The 15,243-nt window shown below is 74.1% G+C and carries 15 protein-coding genes; 11 read left to right on the top strand and 4 right to left on the bottom strand.

Annotated features, from left to right (window positions below):
- The first annotated feature begins 303 nt into the window (after positions 1–303).
- The 3 genes from J2W21_RS19025 to J2W21_RS19015 are packed head-to-tail and all read left to right on the top strand — an operon-like array spanning position 304 to position 3,337.
- Positions 304–1,788 (top strand): hypothetical protein, encoded by a 1,485-nt coding sequence (locus J2W21_RS19025; RefSeq protein ID WP_307116085.1) that lies wholly within the window; start codon positions 304–306, stop codon positions 1,786–1,788.
- Between the two features lie 35 nt (positions 1,789–1,823).
- Complete coding sequence (gene nth / locus J2W21_RS19020; RefSeq protein ID WP_307116113.1) at positions 1,824–2,663, top strand: endonuclease III; 840 nt, start codon at positions 1,824–1,826, stop codon at positions 2,661–2,663.
- Positions 2,660–3,337 carry an NUDIX hydrolase gene (locus J2W21_RS19015; RefSeq protein WP_307116084.1) on the top strand — a complete coding sequence of 226 codons (678 nt, stop codon included), beginning with the start codon at positions 2,660–2,662 and terminating at the stop codon, positions 3,335–3,337. Before nth ends, J2W21_RS19015 begins: the two co-directional genes overlap by 4 nt.
- A 21-nt stretch (positions 3,338–3,358) precedes the next feature.
- Here the strand turns inward: J2W21_RS19015 and J2W21_RS19010 are convergent, their stop codons facing one another.
- Complete coding sequence (locus tag J2W21_RS19010) at positions 3,359–5,032, bottom strand: bifunctional 3'-5' exonuclease/DNA polymerase (RefSeq protein WP_307116083.1); 1,674 nt, start codon at positions 5,030–5,032, stop codon at positions 3,359–3,361.
- Positions 5,033–5,146: 114 nt separating this feature from the next.
- Here J2W21_RS19010 and ssd point away from each other — a divergent pair, with 114 nt between their 5' ends.
- The 7 genes from ssd to J2W21_RS18975 all read left to right on the top strand — a co-directional run bounded on the left by ssd (position 5,147) and on the right by J2W21_RS18975 (position 10,394).
- The gene (gene ssd, locus J2W21_RS19005) at positions 5,147–6,316 is read left to right on the top strand and encodes a septum site-determining protein Ssd (RefSeq protein WP_307116082.1); all 1,170 of its coding nucleotides are present in this window, start codon (positions 5,147–5,149) and stop codon (positions 6,314–6,316) included.
- The gene (locus J2W21_RS19000; RefSeq protein ID WP_307116081.1) at positions 6,313–7,497 is read left to right on the top strand and encodes a TadA family conjugal transfer-associated ATPase; all 1,185 of its coding nucleotides are present in this window, start codon (positions 6,313–6,315) and stop codon (positions 7,495–7,497) included. Before ssd ends, J2W21_RS19000 begins: the two co-directional genes overlap by 4 nt.
- Positions 7,494–8,279, top strand: coding sequence for a type II secretion system F family protein (locus tag J2W21_RS18995; RefSeq protein WP_307116080.1), 786 nt, complete (start codon positions 7,494–7,496; stop codon positions 8,277–8,279). The genes J2W21_RS19000 and J2W21_RS18995 overlap by 4 nt, the downstream gene beginning before the upstream one ends.
- Positions 8,276–8,890 carry a type II secretion system F family protein gene (locus J2W21_RS18990; RefSeq protein ID WP_307116079.1) on the top strand — a complete coding sequence of 205 codons (615 nt, stop codon included), beginning with the start codon at positions 8,276–8,278 and terminating at the stop codon, positions 8,888–8,890. The genes J2W21_RS18995 and J2W21_RS18990 overlap by 4 nt, the downstream gene beginning before the upstream one ends.
- A gap of 408 nt (positions 8,891–9,298) precedes the next feature.
- On the top strand, positions 9,299–9,553 hold the full coding sequence (locus J2W21_RS18985) for a DUF4244 domain-containing protein (protein ID WP_307116078.1): 255 nt from the start codon (positions 9,299–9,301) through the stop codon (positions 9,551–9,553).
- Positions 9,550–9,933: a TadE family type IV pilus minor pilin gene (locus tag J2W21_RS18980; protein WP_307116077.1), complete on the top strand. Its 384-nt coding sequence runs from the start codon at positions 9,550–9,552 to the stop codon at positions 9,931–9,933. The genes J2W21_RS18985 and J2W21_RS18980 overlap by 4 nt, the downstream gene beginning before the upstream one ends.
- A gap of 5 nt (positions 9,934–9,938) precedes the next feature.
- Positions 9,939–10,394 carry an Rv3654c family TadE-like protein gene (locus tag J2W21_RS18975; protein WP_307116112.1) on the top strand — a complete coding sequence of 152 codons (456 nt, stop codon included), beginning with the start codon at positions 9,939–9,941 and terminating at the stop codon, positions 10,392–10,394.
- Between the two features lie 77 nt (positions 10,395–10,471).
- Here the strand turns inward: J2W21_RS18975 and J2W21_RS18970 are convergent, their stop codons facing one another.
- Positions 10,472–12,817: a DEAD/DEAH box helicase gene (locus J2W21_RS18970; protein WP_307116076.1), complete on the bottom strand. Its 2,346-nt coding sequence runs from the start codon at positions 12,815–12,817 to the stop codon at positions 10,472–10,474.
- A 57-nt stretch (positions 12,818–12,874) separates the two neighbouring features.
- Entirely contained in the window at positions 12,875–13,564 is a 690-nt protein-coding gene (locus tag J2W21_RS18965; RefSeq protein ID WP_307116075.1) for a GNAT family N-acetyltransferase, read from the bottom strand.
- Between the two features lie 92 nt (positions 13,565–13,656).
- Between J2W21_RS18965 and trhO the strand changes: the two genes are divergently transcribed.
- On the top strand, positions 13,657–14,622 hold the full coding sequence (gene trhO, locus J2W21_RS18960; protein ID WP_444965510.1) for an oxygen-dependent tRNA uridine(34) hydroxylase TrhO: 966 nt from the start codon (positions 13,657–13,659) through the stop codon (positions 14,620–14,622).
- Here trhO and J2W21_RS18955 read toward each other — a convergent pair.
- Positions 14,609–15,214, bottom strand: coding sequence for a hypothetical protein (locus J2W21_RS18955; protein WP_307116074.1), 606 nt, complete (start codon positions 15,212–15,214; stop codon positions 14,609–14,611). The genes trhO and J2W21_RS18955 overlap by 14 nt on opposite strands.
- Positions 15,215–15,243 lie beyond the last annotated feature (29 nt).

Genomic DNA, 15,243 nt, shown 5'->3' with positions numbered 1-15,243 from the left:
CATGATCCAGCCGATCCTGCCGCCCCGGCCGCGGGGCAGGACGCCACCGTCGGATGTGAGGCCGCACACACCGGCTGCCTGATGTCAACAGTAGCCCCAAAGGGGTCGCAGCGACGTTGCGAGCGTCACACTCCCGCGCCGGGCGGCCGCAGACCTGCGGCAGGCGGTAGGCGCCCGACGCCGAGTGGCCGCCGCCCGCCGTCGTCCTCCACCCCTCGCCGGCCACCCCGCTGCCGCCGGCGGCCGCCTAGGTGCCCCCATGGCGGTATGGCTAGGCTGAACTCAAGACCGAAGGAGTGACTCATGTCTGACCCCAGCCAGAGCCCGTCCGAGGGGCGCCGCAGCGAGTCCGTGCTCGGACCGTTCACCACGCGTGACCTGACCCTGTTCGGAGGCGTGCTCATCACGTTCGTGGCCTCCCTCCTGCCGCTGTTCGGCGTCGGGAACCTCTGGAACGCGGCGGGCCTGTACTTCCTCGGGATCGGCATCCTCGTCCCCGTGGCGACCGCAGCCCTGTTCGCCTGGCGGCGGCTCGAGCCCGCGCGCAGGCTGCGTGTCGGCTCCCTCTCGGTGGACCAGTTCGCCTCTGTCGCCTCCGTCCTGAGCGCCGCCTTCTACTTCCTCGGCACCGTCACCACCCTCTCGCCCGGTGCCGTGGTGGGCCTGCTGGGCGGCCTGGCCATGCTGGCCGCCACGACCCTCGCGCGGCTCATCCCCGCGTTCGCGGTCGACTTCGCGGGCAGGCCGGAGGTCCCCGCCCACGTCGTGGCGCGCGACGCCGTGCCCCCCGCGCCCCGCCCGGCCGGCCCCGGCAAGACGAAGCGCGGACTCGTTGGCGCTGGGAAGCCCGGGCCGGGGCCCGCCGGCGCTGGGCCCGGCTCCGGCGCTGCGGGGAACGAATGGGGGAGCCCGGCTGGGAACGAGTGGGGCGGCCCCTTCGCGCAGCCGTCCGGGCGGCCCGGCGAGGCCGCCGCCGTCCCCGGCGCCGGCCCGAGCAGCGGTGGCCCCATCCCGCCGTTCGGCGGCGCGCCGGCGGAGGCGGCTGGGCCGGCGGCGGCGGGAACCGGGCCTGGCGCACCTGTGTCCGAAGACGACCGGGCGCCCGAGCACGCCGTCGGCACCCCCGGAGCAGCCGACGGCGAGGCCTATGGTGCTCCCGTCGCGCAGTCTGAGCCTGCGGCGTCCGCACCTGCGGTGCCCGCGGCCGAGGCGCCCGTCGCGGCGGCCCAGGCGCCCGTCGCGGCGGCAGAGCCTGCGGCGTCTGCAGCCCCCGAGGAACCGGCCGCGGCAGAGCCGGCAGAGCCCGTCGGTTCCGCCTCCACTGGGGCCGCCGGTCCTGCCTCCACTGGGGCCGCCGGTCCTGCCTCCACTGAGCCTGCCGGTCCTGCCTCCACTGAGCCTGCAACCGCTGGGACCGCAGCGCCGACCGAGATCGTCGGGGCGGCCGGTGCAGGCCCGGCCACGGCCGTGTTCCCGACGGCGGCCCGCGGGGGAGCCGAGGACGACGGTGCCGCGGACGGCGGTGCCGCGGACGGGCAGGGCAGCGTCGCCGACGACATCGGGGCGACCCGGCCGTACGACGACGACGGCGCGCGCTACGAGGCCTTCTGGTTCGCCGTCAGCCAGCCCCGCACGGCGGTGGACGCCTCCACTGGCCAGCCGGTGTTCAACCTCGAGCCCGGGCAGTGGATCCTCGCACTCCAGGATCGTGGACAGGAGTTCGTTGTCCAGAGCCCCGACGGCCGCGTCGGGGTCCTGCGCGATCTCTCGGGGATCGAACGCGCGTGAGCGACGCGGCGGTCGCCGGGCCCCGCCGACGGCGGATGAGCCACGACGAGACCCCCCTCGGGCTCAAGCGACGGGCACGGAAGATCAACCGCGTCCTTGCCGAGGCGTACCCGTATGCGCATGCCGAGCTGGACTTCCGGAACCCGTTCGAGCTCCTGGTCGCCACCGTGCTGAGTGCACAGACGACCGACGTCCGGGTGAACCAGGTGACGGCCGTCCTGTTCGCCCGGTACCCCGACGCCCGGGCCCTCTCGGAGGGCGAGCTCGCCGACATCGAGGAGATCATCCGGCCCACCGGGTTCTTCAGGGCCAAGGCGCGCAGCATCCACACTCTGGCGCGCAAGGTCGTCGATGAGTTCGACGGCGAGGTGCCCGGGACGCTGGCAGAACTGGTGACGCTGCCCGGCGTCGGCCGCAAGACGGCCAATGTGGTGCTCGGCAATGCCTTCGGCGTCCCCGGGATCACCGTCGACACCCACTTCGCCCGGCTCGCCAAGCGGTTCGGGTGGACGGCGTCCGACGACCCCGTGGTGATCGAGCGGGACGTGATGGAACTGTTCGAGCCCCGGGACTGGACGATGCTCTCCCACCGCGTCGTGTTCCACGGCCGGCGCGTGTGCCTCGCACGCAAGCCGGCCTGCGGCGCCTGCCCGGTGGCCTCCCTGTGCCCCTCGTTCGGCGAGGGCGAGACCGACCCGGTCAAGGCGCGCCGGCTGCTGCGGTTCGAGATGGCGCCGGGCCGGGAGGACCTCCACGCCGAGATGGTCGCCAACTTCTCCGACGCCGCCGCGATCCGCCGGAGGACGGAGACGCTGGCCGCGTCGCCGGCGGAACCGGTGGCCGGCCCGGACGCCACACCGGGGCCGCGCCAGTGAGCGCGCGGGCGGAACTCGAGGAGCTCGTCCGCGCCATCCGCGCGGGCCACACCGACCCCTTCGACCGCCGTTGGCACCCGGCGACCCTGCCCGGGCCCTCGCGGAAGGCCGCTGTCCTCGTCCTCTTCGGGGTCCTCGATGACGTCCCAGCGGTCTCGCGCCGCCCGCTCGCTCCCGCGGACCTCGACGTCCTGCTCCTCGAGCGGGCCGCGACCCTGGGCTCGCACCCCGGCCAAGTCGCCTTTCCGGGCGGCAGCCAGGACCCTGAGGACGCCACCTTGGCGGACTGCGCCCTCCGCGAGGCCCGAGAGGAGACCGGCCTCGACCCTTCCGGGGTCGAGGTGCTGGGCGAGCTGCCCCCGCTGGGCATGGCTGTGAGCCACTTCCTCGTCACCCCCGTGGTCGGATGGTGGGCCTCCCCGTCCCCGGTGGACGTGGTGGACTACGGGGAGTCCGCGCAGGTGTTCCGCACCCCCGTCCGGGACCTGCTGGACCCGGACAACCGGGTCATGGCCGTGCTCCACCGCCGGGGTGCGCGCTTCGCGAGCCCCGGGTTCCAGGTCAACGGCGTCCTCGTATGGGGCTTCACCGCCATGGTCCTCGATTCCCTGTTCACCGCCCTGGGCTGGTCGGTTCCCTGGGACCGGACCCGGGAGCACCGGGTCGACCCCTAGCCCAAGAAGCCCCAGGTGCGCCTACTTCGCGCGGTCGTAGGACTCGACCACGGCGACGCTGAGCGGGAACTCGACGGGAGCGTCGTGGAAGAGCAGCCGCCCAGCGGTCCTGGCCGCGTCCTGGACGGCCGCGGCGCACTCCTCGGCGGCCGCCTCCTCAGCGTGGATGACCACCTCGTCGTGGAGGAAGTACACGAGTTCTGCGCGGTGCCCGCCCGATCTGATGCGCCGCAGCCTTCCCCGAAGGTCGGCCATCCAGCACTCGGCCCACTCGGCGGCCGTTCCCTGCACCACGAAGTTTCGCGTGAAGCGGCCCCTGTCGCGGGCCATCGCATCGGCGCGGTGCTGCTCCTGCGCGCTCGTGGTGCGCTGCGACGCCAGCCAGCGGGGTGACGGAGGAGGAGTGCTGCGCCCCAGGTGGGTCGTCACCGCAAGCCCCCGCTCGCCGGCCCTGGCCGCCTGCTCGACGAGCGCGACGGCCCGCGGATACAGGCGGGCGAGCTGCGGCATGAGCCGGCCCGACTCACCCGTCGTCGCGCCGTAGATGGCGCCGAGGAGGGCGACCTTCGCCTGGGCCCGGTCGCCGCCGAAGCCCGCGGCCGCGATCCCCGCGTAGAGGTCTCGCCCACGCGCCGCGTCGGCCATCGCGTCGTCGCCGGCAAGCGCCGCGAGGACCCGCGGCTCCAGCTGCGAGGCGTCCGCAACGATGAGGCGGTGGCCGGGGAGCGCGCGGGCGGCGGAGCGGATCTCGGCCGGGATCTGCATCGCGCCCCCGCCCCGCGAGGCCCACCGCCCGGTCACCACCCCGCCGACCACATACTCGGGGCGGAAGCGGCCGTCCGAGACCCAGGTGTCCAGCCACGCCCAGCCGTTGGCAGCGAGCAGGCGCGCCATCTTCTTGTACTCGAGCAGCGGGGCGACAGCCGGGTGCGTGAACGTCCGCAGCTCCCACGCACGGGTGGTGTTCGCCTCGATGCCGGCCCGGTGGAGCGCACGGATGAGCTCCTGCGGCGAATCCGGGTTGAGGCGCGGCGAACCGAGGAGCGCACGGAGCTCGGCGGCCTTCGCCTCGAGGAGGGCGGGCCGCGCCGTCCCCGGGGGCCGCGGACCGAGCCGCTCGGCGAGGAGGGCATCGTGGACGGCCGCGTCCCACGGGACCCCCGCATGCTGCATCTCGGCAGCGGCGAGCGCCCCCGCCGACTCGGCGGCGAGCAGCAGAGCGAGTCTCTGGCGTCGTGCTGATCCTGCGACCGTCGCAAGCTGGGCTGAGAGCTCGGCGATGGCCGCCTCGGCCCCTACGCCGGTGGGTCTCGCGTCGAACAGCGCGTACTGGTGCTGGACAGGCCACGCGCCCCGACCAGCCTCCGGCTCATCGAGGGGCCCGCCGACGGGGATCGCGGACGTATAGCCGCTGCCGGCCGCGTAGGCCGAGTGGGCGAGGATCGCGGCACTGAGGGTGAGGTCGTGGCACCGCTGGACCTCGACGCCTGCGGCGAGGAGCCGCGGGTACCAGTCTGAGGTGCGCTGCCACACCCACCGCGGGTGTTCCTCCGCCTCGACCCGGCGGGCAAGCTCGGCGAAGCCGCTGGCGGGAACCACCCGGGCGGGGCGCGCCGGCGCGCCCGTCCGGTCGAGGCGCTGCAGCAGCACTCCGCCGTCCGATGCGGGGGCGACGAGCTGGAACACGCCCCCCATTCTTCCCTGTCCGCGCGCATGCACTCGCCCTCCACAGGGCGACCCAAGGCGTGTTGTCCACATGGGCGGTCGGGCAGGTTCCGGTGGATCCGCGGACTGGGAAGTCTGGACGGCATGGCGAGGAACGAGCAGGAACAGTCGGCTGGCGCCGGGGGGTGGCTCCCCGAGGCAGGGGCAGTCGTGTGCTGCATCACCGGTGACGCTGCGCTCCGGGACGAGTGCGCGAGAGCGGCTGCGGTGGCCGGCGTCGCCTTCGAGGGTGTGGGCTCCGCAAGCGAGGACCCGCGCCTCTGGACGGGGGCAGACCTCGTGCTGCTCGGGGCGGATGTCAGCGAAGTTCCCCCGCAGCGGCGCGGCTCGACCATCCTCGTCGGTGGTGCCGGCCAACGCCATCAGCTCTGGGACAGGGCTGCGGCGCTCGGCATCGACCACGTGGCCGAGCTGCCGGAGGCTGCTGGCTGGCTCGTGGAGTTCATGGGCAGGCGGGGCGCACAGGGGCGATCCGGGCTGGTGGTCGGCATCGTCGGCGGCCGCGGCGGCGCTGGCGCCAGCACGACAGCGGTGCTGCTCGCAGGCGCCGCGGCGCATGGCGGCGCGCGGGTTCTGCTCGTGGACGGCGACCGGCTCGCGGGAGGGCTCGAGGCTGCCCTCGGCGAGCAGCCCATGGAGGGGCTGCGGTGGCCGGACCTCGGCTCTGCCAGCGGGGCCATCAACCCGGACCAGCTGGCCGCGTCACTGCCGCGGGTGGGCGGGGCCGCGGTCCTCTCCTGGCCTGCGGGGCCGGGGCACGCTGTGCGGATGCCAGGGTCCGCGGTCTCGGCGGTGATGGAGGCGGGACGGGGAGCGTTCGACCTCGTCGTGGTCGATGTAGGACGCGGACGGGAAGGGCTCGAGGACTTCGGATGGGCCAGCGACCGGATCCTCGTCGTGGTGCCTGGCAGTCTGGGCGGCGCGCTGTCCGCCGCCCAGCTCGTCCACGAACTTCCCCCGGTGCCGCTGGGCATGGTGCTCCGGGGCGGCACCGCCGAAGGGGTCGACGCAGAGCAGCTGGCCGGCCTCATCGGCTGCCCCCTCGTGGCCCGGATCCCACATCTCCGACGGGCCGCGGCCGCCGCGGAGGCGGGGCGCCTCATGGAGCTGGCGCGCTCGAGGCCACTGCGGCGGCTCGCCGCCGCGGTGCTCTCGTCGCTGCCCGAGCCGGCCTCGGGCGCTGTCGCGGACGACGGCGGGGCCCTCGCCCTGGGCTCCAGCCTCGCCGGGCGCGGGCGGAGGGTCGCGCGGTGAGGGGTCAGGGCACAGTCGACGCGGAGCTGCTGGACGCCGTGCGCAGATCGGTGCTCTCGACGCCGGGGCCGGTGACGGCCGCGCGGGTCGCAGCTGCCCTGCAGGGCAGTGGCCGCGTGCTGGGCACGGCGGGTGCGCTCGCGGCCGTGGAGACCATCATGGCCGAGCTGCGTGGCCTCGGCCCCCTGCAGGCGCTCGCCAACGACCCCGCGGTGACGGACCTGTTCGTCAACGCGCCCGACAGCGTCTGGCTCGACAGGGGGCAGGGACTCGAGCGGAGCGCGGTGTCCTTCCCCTCGGAGGAGGCCCTGCGCTCCCTCGCTGTCCGGCTCGTGGCCGCGGCGGGACGCCGGCTCGACGACTCGTCGCCGTGCGTCGACGTGCGGCTTCCCGGAGGGTACCGCGTCCACGCCGTGCTGCCGCCCGTCTCCACCGGCGGAACCCTGCTCTCCATCCGCATGCGGCGTGCGCGGCCGATGACCCTGGACGAGTTCGAGGCTGCCGGCTCGGTCCTGCCCGACCAGAGAACCGTGCTCGAGGCCTTGGTCGCGCAGCGGCGCAGCTTCCTCGTGAGCGGTTCCACAGGGTCGGGGAAGACGACACTGCTGAGCACCCTCCTCGGCTTGGTTCCATCCGCCGACCGGATCGTGCTGGTCGAAGACGCCGCCGAGCTGGCTCCGGACCACGGGCACGCCGTCTGCCTGGAAGCGCGCCACGGCAACGTCGAGGGTGCCGGCGGGATCGATCTCGCCCGCCTTGTGCGGGAGGCACTGCGGATGCGGCCGGACTGGCTCGTTGTGGGCGAGTGCCGCGGCGCCGAGGTCAGGGACCTCCTCTCGGCGCTCAACACGGGGCACAGCGGGGCCGGGACAGTCCACGCCAATACGGCGGGCTCCGTCGTGGCACGGCTTTCGGCCCTGGGGGCGCTCGCGGGGCTCACCCGGGAGGCCACCTTCCTCCAAGCCTCGAGTGCCCTGGACGCGGTCGTGCACATGGAGAGGGCCCCGGCAGGCCGCCGGGTCGCGAGCATCGCCGTGGTCACCGAGGGGCCGCACGGGCTCGCAGTCACCGATGCACTGCGCCGCGGCGCCGGGACGGCCCGCACATCGGAACGGGGCCCCGGCTGGGACCGCCTCGCCTCGGAGCTGGCCCTTCCCTGCGCTCTGAGGTCTGCGGCGTGAGCGCCGCGTCCGTCGTGGCTGCCACGATCGCTGCGCTGCTGTTCGCGGGTTGGCGCCTCGCGGCCGGGGCCGGAGCAGCGGGCGCCTACCGGCCCCGGCCCGGAGCGGCCCTCGTCCTCCCGGCGCCATGGCGGCTGCGCCGGCGCTGGGGAGGACACCGGGCGGCGAGGGAACGGGCCAGGGCCGCGGAGGAGTTCCAGCACGCGGCCATCCTGGTGGGGCAGCTCGCCGCTCTGCTGCGCGCGGGCCGCACCCCCGAGCAGATGTGGCGGCAGGCCTCCGAGGCGTACCGGGTCGGCCAACGGGGGAGCGAAGACCTCACGCCACGCGTGCTGCGGGCGGCCGCCATGTCCGCGGATCTCGGCCGACCTGTCGCAGCCTCCATCCGGACGGCCGCGCGCGACGGGGAACACTCCGCTCCCCCAGCCGCTCGAGCGGCTGCCGGGATCTGGCTCAGCGTGGCGGCCTGCATCGAGGCCGCAGAGGCCTCGGGAAGCGCCCTCGCGGGTGTCCTCGAGAGGCTCGCGGCCCAGCTCGAGGCCGACGCTGACGCGGTCGCGGCGCGTTCCGTGGCCCTCGCCGGGCCTCGCGCCACTGCGAAGGTACTGAGCATCCTCCCCGTGGCGGGGCTCGGACTCGGGATGCTGATGGGCGCGGACCCGTTCGGGATCCTGCTCTCCACGCCTCTGGGAGCGATGTGCCTCGGCCTCGGGGCAGCACTGACCGTCGCCGGACGATGGTGGTCCGACCGGCTTGTTCGCTCGGCATCGGAGGCACGATGAGCGCCGTCCTCGCCGTCGGCCTCGTCGCCGCGTCCGCAGGCATCGCCCTCGCCCTCGCCGGCGGTCGCCGCCGCATCGACCGCCTTCTGGGGCAGCCAGCCGGCACCAGCGTCACGGCGCCCACCGGCGGGGGCGGCCCGCCGCTGCCCCTCCGAGCCGGAGGCCAGGGACGCCGAGGGCCGGCGCGGCCCGACGAGGTGCCCCTCCTGCTCGAGCTGCTCGGGGCCATGCTCGAGGCGGGCCTGGCGCTGCCGCGGGCGCTCGAGGTCGCGGCCGGTGTCGCCGACGGGCCGGGACCGGCGCTGGCACGGGCGTCCGGTGCCTTGCGGCTCGGGACCGCCTGGGACCATGCGTGGCCGGACGCGGCGCCCGGGTCGGCCGTCGACGAACTCCGAACGGCCCTGCGCTTCGCGGCATCAACCGGAGCACCCTCTGCCGAGCTGCTGTACTCGCGGGCGCGGCAGCTGCGGCGCAGCAGGCACCGGGAACTCGAGAAGCGCGCCGCGGCGCTGGGGGTCAAGCTCGTCATTCCCTTGGGAGTCTGCTCCCTCCCAGCTTTCCTGTGCCTCGGCGTCGTGCCCGTGCTCCTGGCGATGCTGCCCGGCGGGTGATCCCGCCGCCACGACCCCTGCCCACCGGGCAGGCGGCGTCTTTGGGCGCCATGGGCCCGCCGCGAAGCGGGACCACCCCGGCGAGCCGGCAAGCCCACCCACCGGGCCTGCACCGCGGCTACGCCCGACCACCAAGGAGGAACCATGTCCGCAATGCACCATCCCAGCGACGTCGGGGCGCACCCCGACCAGTCCCGCGAATCCACGAGGCTCAATCTGGCCCCGGGTGCGGGGCCCCGGCCCGATGCCCTCGAAGTACCCGGAGAGGCATGCCAGGTCATCGAGCTCTTCCCCGCGGCGGGAGTGCGAGGCGATCGACAGCAAGGCCGGGGGAGCGGCGGCGCCGGGTCGGGCGCCCCCGCCCTCGGGAGCTGCTCGGACGCCTCCCTCCCAGGACAGGATCGAAGGGTGTCCCGGCAGATCCGTAGGCGGGCGCGCGTCCGGGCCGCCCGCATGCGGCGCAGGGCGGCCATCCGCCTGCAGCTCCTGCGGCTCTGGCTCGGGACCCGGGCTGCGGGGCAGCACGGGATGGCGACGGCAGAGTACGCGATCGCCACACTGGGCGCCGTGGCCTTCGCAGGCCTTCTCGTGGTCATCATGCGCAGCGACGAGGTGCGGGGCTTCCTCCTCGCGATCATCCGCCAAGCCCTCGCCCTCCCGTGAGTGCCGTCCGTGGGGTCGCCGGTGCCCCCGAGGGCCCGGCGTCCCCGCGGGGTTCGGTCACCGCCGAGTTCGCGGTGGCCGTCCCCGCGGTGATCCTCCTGCTCGGTTTCCTCCTCGGTGCGGTCTCTGCGGCCGTGTGCCAGGTCAGGGTCGAGGAGGCCGCGAGGGCTGGGGCGCGCGCGGTCGCTAAAGGCGAGGACCCCGGCGCGGTGGCCCGCGAGATCGCGCGGGTCGCCGGATCGGGCGCAGAGCATTCCGTCGACGCCTCCGCCGGGGTTGTGACCGTCCGGGTCAGCGCCGCCGTGCCGGGGCCCGTAGCGGCCGCGGCAGGGCTGCGAGCCCGCGCGACCGCGAGCCTGAGCAGGGAGGGACCGCCGTGACCTGGATGTGCGGCCAGTGCGGCTCGTTCGGCACGTGCACCAGGCGCAGCAGGTGCGGCCTGCGCGGCCCGGTCGACCGCCGTGCTCGCGGTTCCGGATGCAGGTGCGCCGAGGGCGGGTCGGGAACGGTTCTGGCCCTCGGGCTCGGGATGGTCCTGATCCTGGCGTGTGCGGCGCTCGTGATCCTCGGCCAGGCGCTGGCCGCGTCCTCGCGGGCCGGTGCGGCGGCGGACCTCGCCGCGCTCGCCGGGGCCGACGCCGAGCGCGGCCTACGCTCCGGGGCCGCCTGCACCACTGCGCAGGGCGTGGCCGAGCTCAACGGCGCCGCGCTGACTGACTGCACGGTGGAGAAGCCCGGCAGCACCGTTCGGGTCACGGTGGAGCTGGACACCGGCGCACCGTGGGGTCCGGCCGTGGGGCGTGCACGGGCAGGGCCGCCGCCCGCGGTAGGCAGTGGGTGATGCCCGGGACGGTCGGGCCGGCCCCGCGCCAGGCCTGGCCCGCGTCATGGCCAGCCGCGAGTCAGGGTCAGGTCCCGTCAGACCAGTTCGGCCGCGAGGTCGGACTGGAGGAGGACGGCGCGCAGGAGGGCGACCGCCCCGGCCTTGTCCAAGGGGTTGTTCTTATTGCCGCACTTGGGGCTCTGGACGCACGAGGGGCACCCGGCATCGCACTCGCAGGCCTCGATCGCGTCCAGGGTCGCCCGGAGCCACACCCGGATGCGTTCGAATCCGCGCTCCGCGAACCCCGCTCCGCCTGGATGCCCGTCGTAGACGAAGATGGTCGGCTGCTCGGTGTCGGCGTGCAGTGCTGTGGAGACTCCGCCCACGTCCCACCGGTCGCTCGAGGCGACGAGCGGGAGGAGGCCGATCGATGCGTGCTCGGCGGCGTGGAGGGCGCCGGGGAACTGGGCTGTGATCAGTCCCGCGGCCGCGAGCGTCGGCTCCGGCAGGGTGAGCCAGACGGCCTTGGTGAAAAGGTCCCGCGCGCCGAGCTCGAGGGGCTCCTCGCCGAGGACCTCGTTGGAGATGAGCGCCTTGCGCTGGAAGGAGACCACCTGGGTCGTCACCCTGACCTCGCCGAAGTGGACCCCCACTGGGCCCCACTGCTCGCAGCGCTCCTCGCCGAGGACCTCGACCGTGGTGATGTCCCGCGCGGTCGTGTAGTAGTCCGGGTTCACCCGTCGAACCACCACGCAGTGCTCCGCCTCGTTGAGCTCTTCGACGAGGTAGCTCGCGCCCTGGTGGACGTAGATGGCGCCCTGGTGGGCCTGGTAGTGCGTCTGGGGTGAGTCCATGGAGCCCAGCAGCTGCCCGGTGTCGGCATCGATGATGCTCACCGGGCCGCCACCGTCGGCCCGGAGGCTCACCATGCCCGCGGCGCTCTCAGGATGGGTCCAGAACCACCCGCCAGGGCGCCGGCGGAGGTACCCCTGCGCCACGAGCTGGTCGAGGAGGCGCTCGGTGGTGGGGCCGAACAGGGCGAGGTCGGCGCCGGTGAGGGGCTTCTCTGCAGCCGCGGCACACAGGTGGGGGCCGAGGACATAGGGGTTCGATGGGTCGAGGACGGTGGCTTCGACCGAGGTGTCGAAGATCGCCTCCGGGTGGTTCACCAGATAGGTGTCGAGGGGGTCATCGCTCGCGACGAACGCCGCGAGCGCGTCCTGGCCCGAGCGCCCGGCACGGCCGATCTCCTGGAAGAGCGAGGCCCTCGTGCCGGGCCATCCGGCGACAAGGACCGCATCCAGCCCCGAGATGTCGATGCCCAGCTCGAGCGCCGAGGTGCTCGCGACCCCCAGCAGCTCCCCGGAGCGCAGCCGCCGCTCGAGTTCGCGCCGCTCCTCGGGCAGGTACCCCGACCGGTACGCGGCGATGCGCCCGGGAAGGCTCGGATCCACCTCGTCCACGAGGCGCTGCGCGATCGAGGAGATCGTCTCGGCCCCGCGGCGGGACTTGATGAAGGCGATCGTCCGCACGTGCGCCGACACGAGATTGGCCAGAAGGTCCGCACTCTCGGCGATCGCGGTGCGCCGCTGCGGCGCGCCGTTCTCCCCGCGGGAGTCTGTCAGCGCGGGCTCCCAGAAGGCCACCTCAGTGGCCCCATGGGGCGAGCCGTCCTCAGTGACCGCAGTGACCGCGTCGCCGATCAGCCGCCCCACCGAGCCCTCCGGATCCCCAGAGGTGGCGGAGGCGGCGATGAACACGGGGGCGGAGCCGTAGTGGGCGCACACGCGCCGGAGCCGCCGCAGGAGGTTGGCCACGTGGGACCCGAAGACGCCCCGGTACGAGTGCGCCTCGTCGATGATGACGAACTTCAGGCGCCGGAAGAACGCGGCCCACCAGGGGTGGTTCGGCAGGATGCCGAAGTGGAGCATGTCCGGGTTGGCGAGGATGACGTTCGCGTGGTCCCGGATCCAGCGCCTCGCCGACTGTTCGGTGTCGCCGTCGTAGGTCTCGGCGCGGACCGTGCGGAGCCCGAGGGAGCGGATGGCCGTGAGCTGGTCGGCGGCGAGCGCCTTGGTGGGGGACAGGTAGAGGACGGCCGCGCCGTCGTCGTGGATCCGCCCGGGCTGCTCGGCCACGCGCAGCTCCGAGCGGTGGACAGCGTCCAGCGCTGGGAGCTGGTAGGCGAGCGACTTGCCCGACGCGGTCCCGGTGGCGAGCACGACGTGCTGGCCCGCGTGCGCCAGGTCCGCCGCCTCGACCTGATGGATGTAGGGCGTTTCGATGCCGAGCCGCCGATACGCAGCGACCAGATCCGGGTGGGCCCACGCAGGCCAGGGCGCGTGCCGCGCCGAGCGCGCGGGGATCGTGCGCAGATGCCGCAGCTCCTCCGGGGCAGAGGACCTGCCCAGAAGCGAGAGGAGGGAGTCGTGCGCGGCCACACCAGCATTCTTCCAGCACCGGCCGGAGGACTCGGACCCGCAGGCCGCCAGGTGGGGTCAGTCCGAGGAGAGCGAACCGCCCTGGGTGTTGCCGGGGTTGGTGAGGACCAGCACCTGGGACACGTCGCTCCACCCGAGGTGGTGGTAGAGGTGCTGGCCATCCGTGGAGGCGATGAGCAGGCCCTGGTCGAGGTTGTGCTCGCTCATCGCGGCCGTGAGGGCCCGCATGATGAAGCTGCCCAGGCCCCGGCGCCGGAAGGCGGGCTCGGTGATGATCCGGTCGAACACCGCATACCCGTGGGCCACAGCCACGTGGCCGCGGGCGGCCAGTGTGCCGTCGGTGGTCGCCACGGTCACGGTGGCGCTGTGGTCCTCGTAGTCGGTGGTCAGCTTGAGCTCATCGTCGTTGAGCCAGGGCGCCTCGACGTCCTTGCCCTCGAAGTCCATGATCATGAGCTCCTGGTCCGCAGCGAGCTCGACGAGGCCGTGCTTCTCGCCGAGGGCGCGGTAGGCAGGCAGGTTCTCGGTGAGCACGGTCATCAGCCGGGGCGACGACTCCGTGACGAACGCGGCCAGGTCGGCGAACTCCTGCTCGCTCGGGTCGGCGGCGAACGCCTCCCAGTCCCCGGACTTGTCGGTGAGCTGCACCGCCTTGAACGCCCCGACGTCCTGGACCGGATAGTGGCGCGTGGAGGCCCAGCCTTCGACCCAGATGCCCAGAAGCTCGCTCAGCGATGGCTCTCCCATAGCCACGACGATAACCGGAACCGGAGAACCTGATAAGGGCCGTGACAGAACTGTCACCGGGGCCCGCACCGGGGCGCCGGTACCCTTGATGGGTGGCCCAGCACCGTATCATCCTGTTCTACTGCTTCACCCCGCTGGCGGACCCGGAGGCAGTCCGGCTCTGGCAGCGCACCCTGTGCGAGGGGCTCGGACTCAGGGGCCGCATCATCGTCTCGCCGGACGGCATCAATGCGACCGTCGGCGGCGAACTGGACGCCGTCAAGCGGTACCTGCGGGCCACCAAGGAGTACCCCGGCTTCCGGAGCCTCGACGTGAAGTGGTCTGAGGGCAGTGCCCAGGATTTCCCCCGCCTGTCCGTGAAGGCCCGCCCCGAGCTGGTGTCCTTCGGCGCCCCCGGCGAACTCGCGATCGGCGCCGAGGGCGTGGTCGGCGGCGGCGAACGGCTCACTCCGGAGCAGCTCCACGACCTCGTCGCCTCGGGCCGCGACGCCGACGACGCTCGGCGCGAAGTCGTGTTCTTCGACGGGCGCAATGCATTCGAAGCGCAGATCGGACGCTTCAAGGGCGCTGTCGTCCCCGACACCTCCACGACGCACGACTTCCTCGCCGAGCTCGACTCCGGCAAGTACGACGACCTCAAGGACCGCCCGGTGGTCACCTACTGCACGGGCGGGATCCGCTGCGAGATCCTCACCGCGCACATGCGCCGCCGCGGCTTCCAGGAGGTGTACCAGCTCGACGGCGGGATCTTGCGGTACGGCGAGGCCTATGGGGACGCCGGCCTGTGGGAAGGCTCGCTCTACGTCTTCGACCGGCGCATGCACCTCGAGTTCAGCGAGGACGCGGCAACGATCGGCCGGTGCGCCCGCTGCGCTGCCCCGACGTCCGACTTCCACAACTGCTCCGACCCTCAGTGCCGCCGGCTGACCCTCTACTGCCCGCAGTGTGCGTCGTCCCCCGAGACCCTCCGCTGCCCGGACGGCTGCCGCCCGGCGGAGGAGGCGGAAGGAGCCGAGGAGGGCACGGCCGAGCCCGCCGGGCGCGTCACGGCCGGGTGAGCCGGTAGGCCACGTTCGCCGCCGCGTCGCCCGCGGCACTGAACTGCACGTCGAGGCGTCCCGCCGCGGGGACCTCGACCGGCCGCGCCCACGCCCGGTTGCACGCGAACGTGAAGTCGAGCAGCTGGACGTCGCCCGCCGTCACCCGGACGTCGGCGAGGCCCTCGCCCCGGCAGGCGACTCTCAGGGTCGCCGGTCCGGGCTCCGTCGCGATGCCCATGCGCCGTGCCGGCCGTCCCGGCCACGCCGTGCTCGCGTCCCTGGCCAGCGACACCCCGGAGGCGTCCGGCAGCACCGTGTTCGCCCACGCCTGCAGGGGCTCGCCGGCCAGCGGCTGGTCGAGGGGCGCGGCCGTCGCGGCGCCGCGCGCCACGCGCGACCTCCGGTCGTGCTCGGCAGCCGCAGCCGAGGCGGCCGCCGACGCGCTGGCCGACGCCGACGCTGCCGCCGCCGCGTCGCGCTGGCCCAGGGGCGGGAGCCCGTCGTCGTACTGGTACGCGCAGCCGGACACGCCAGCCACGAGGAGCGCGGCCGCGAGGCACGCCCGCAGGGGCCCCGCGCTCGGGGGTCGCGCGGCGGCGGAGCGGCTCATGCGACCATTCTGCCCCCGCGCCGCCCGAG

Source organism: Sinomonas atrocyanea (assembly GCF_030811715.1).
GTDB lineage: Bacteria > Actinomycetota > Actinomycetes > Actinomycetales > Micrococcaceae > Sinomonas > Sinomonas atrocyanea_A.
Note: the sequence above shows the minus strand (reverse complement) of the source record. Positions and strands in the feature narration are given on the sequence as shown.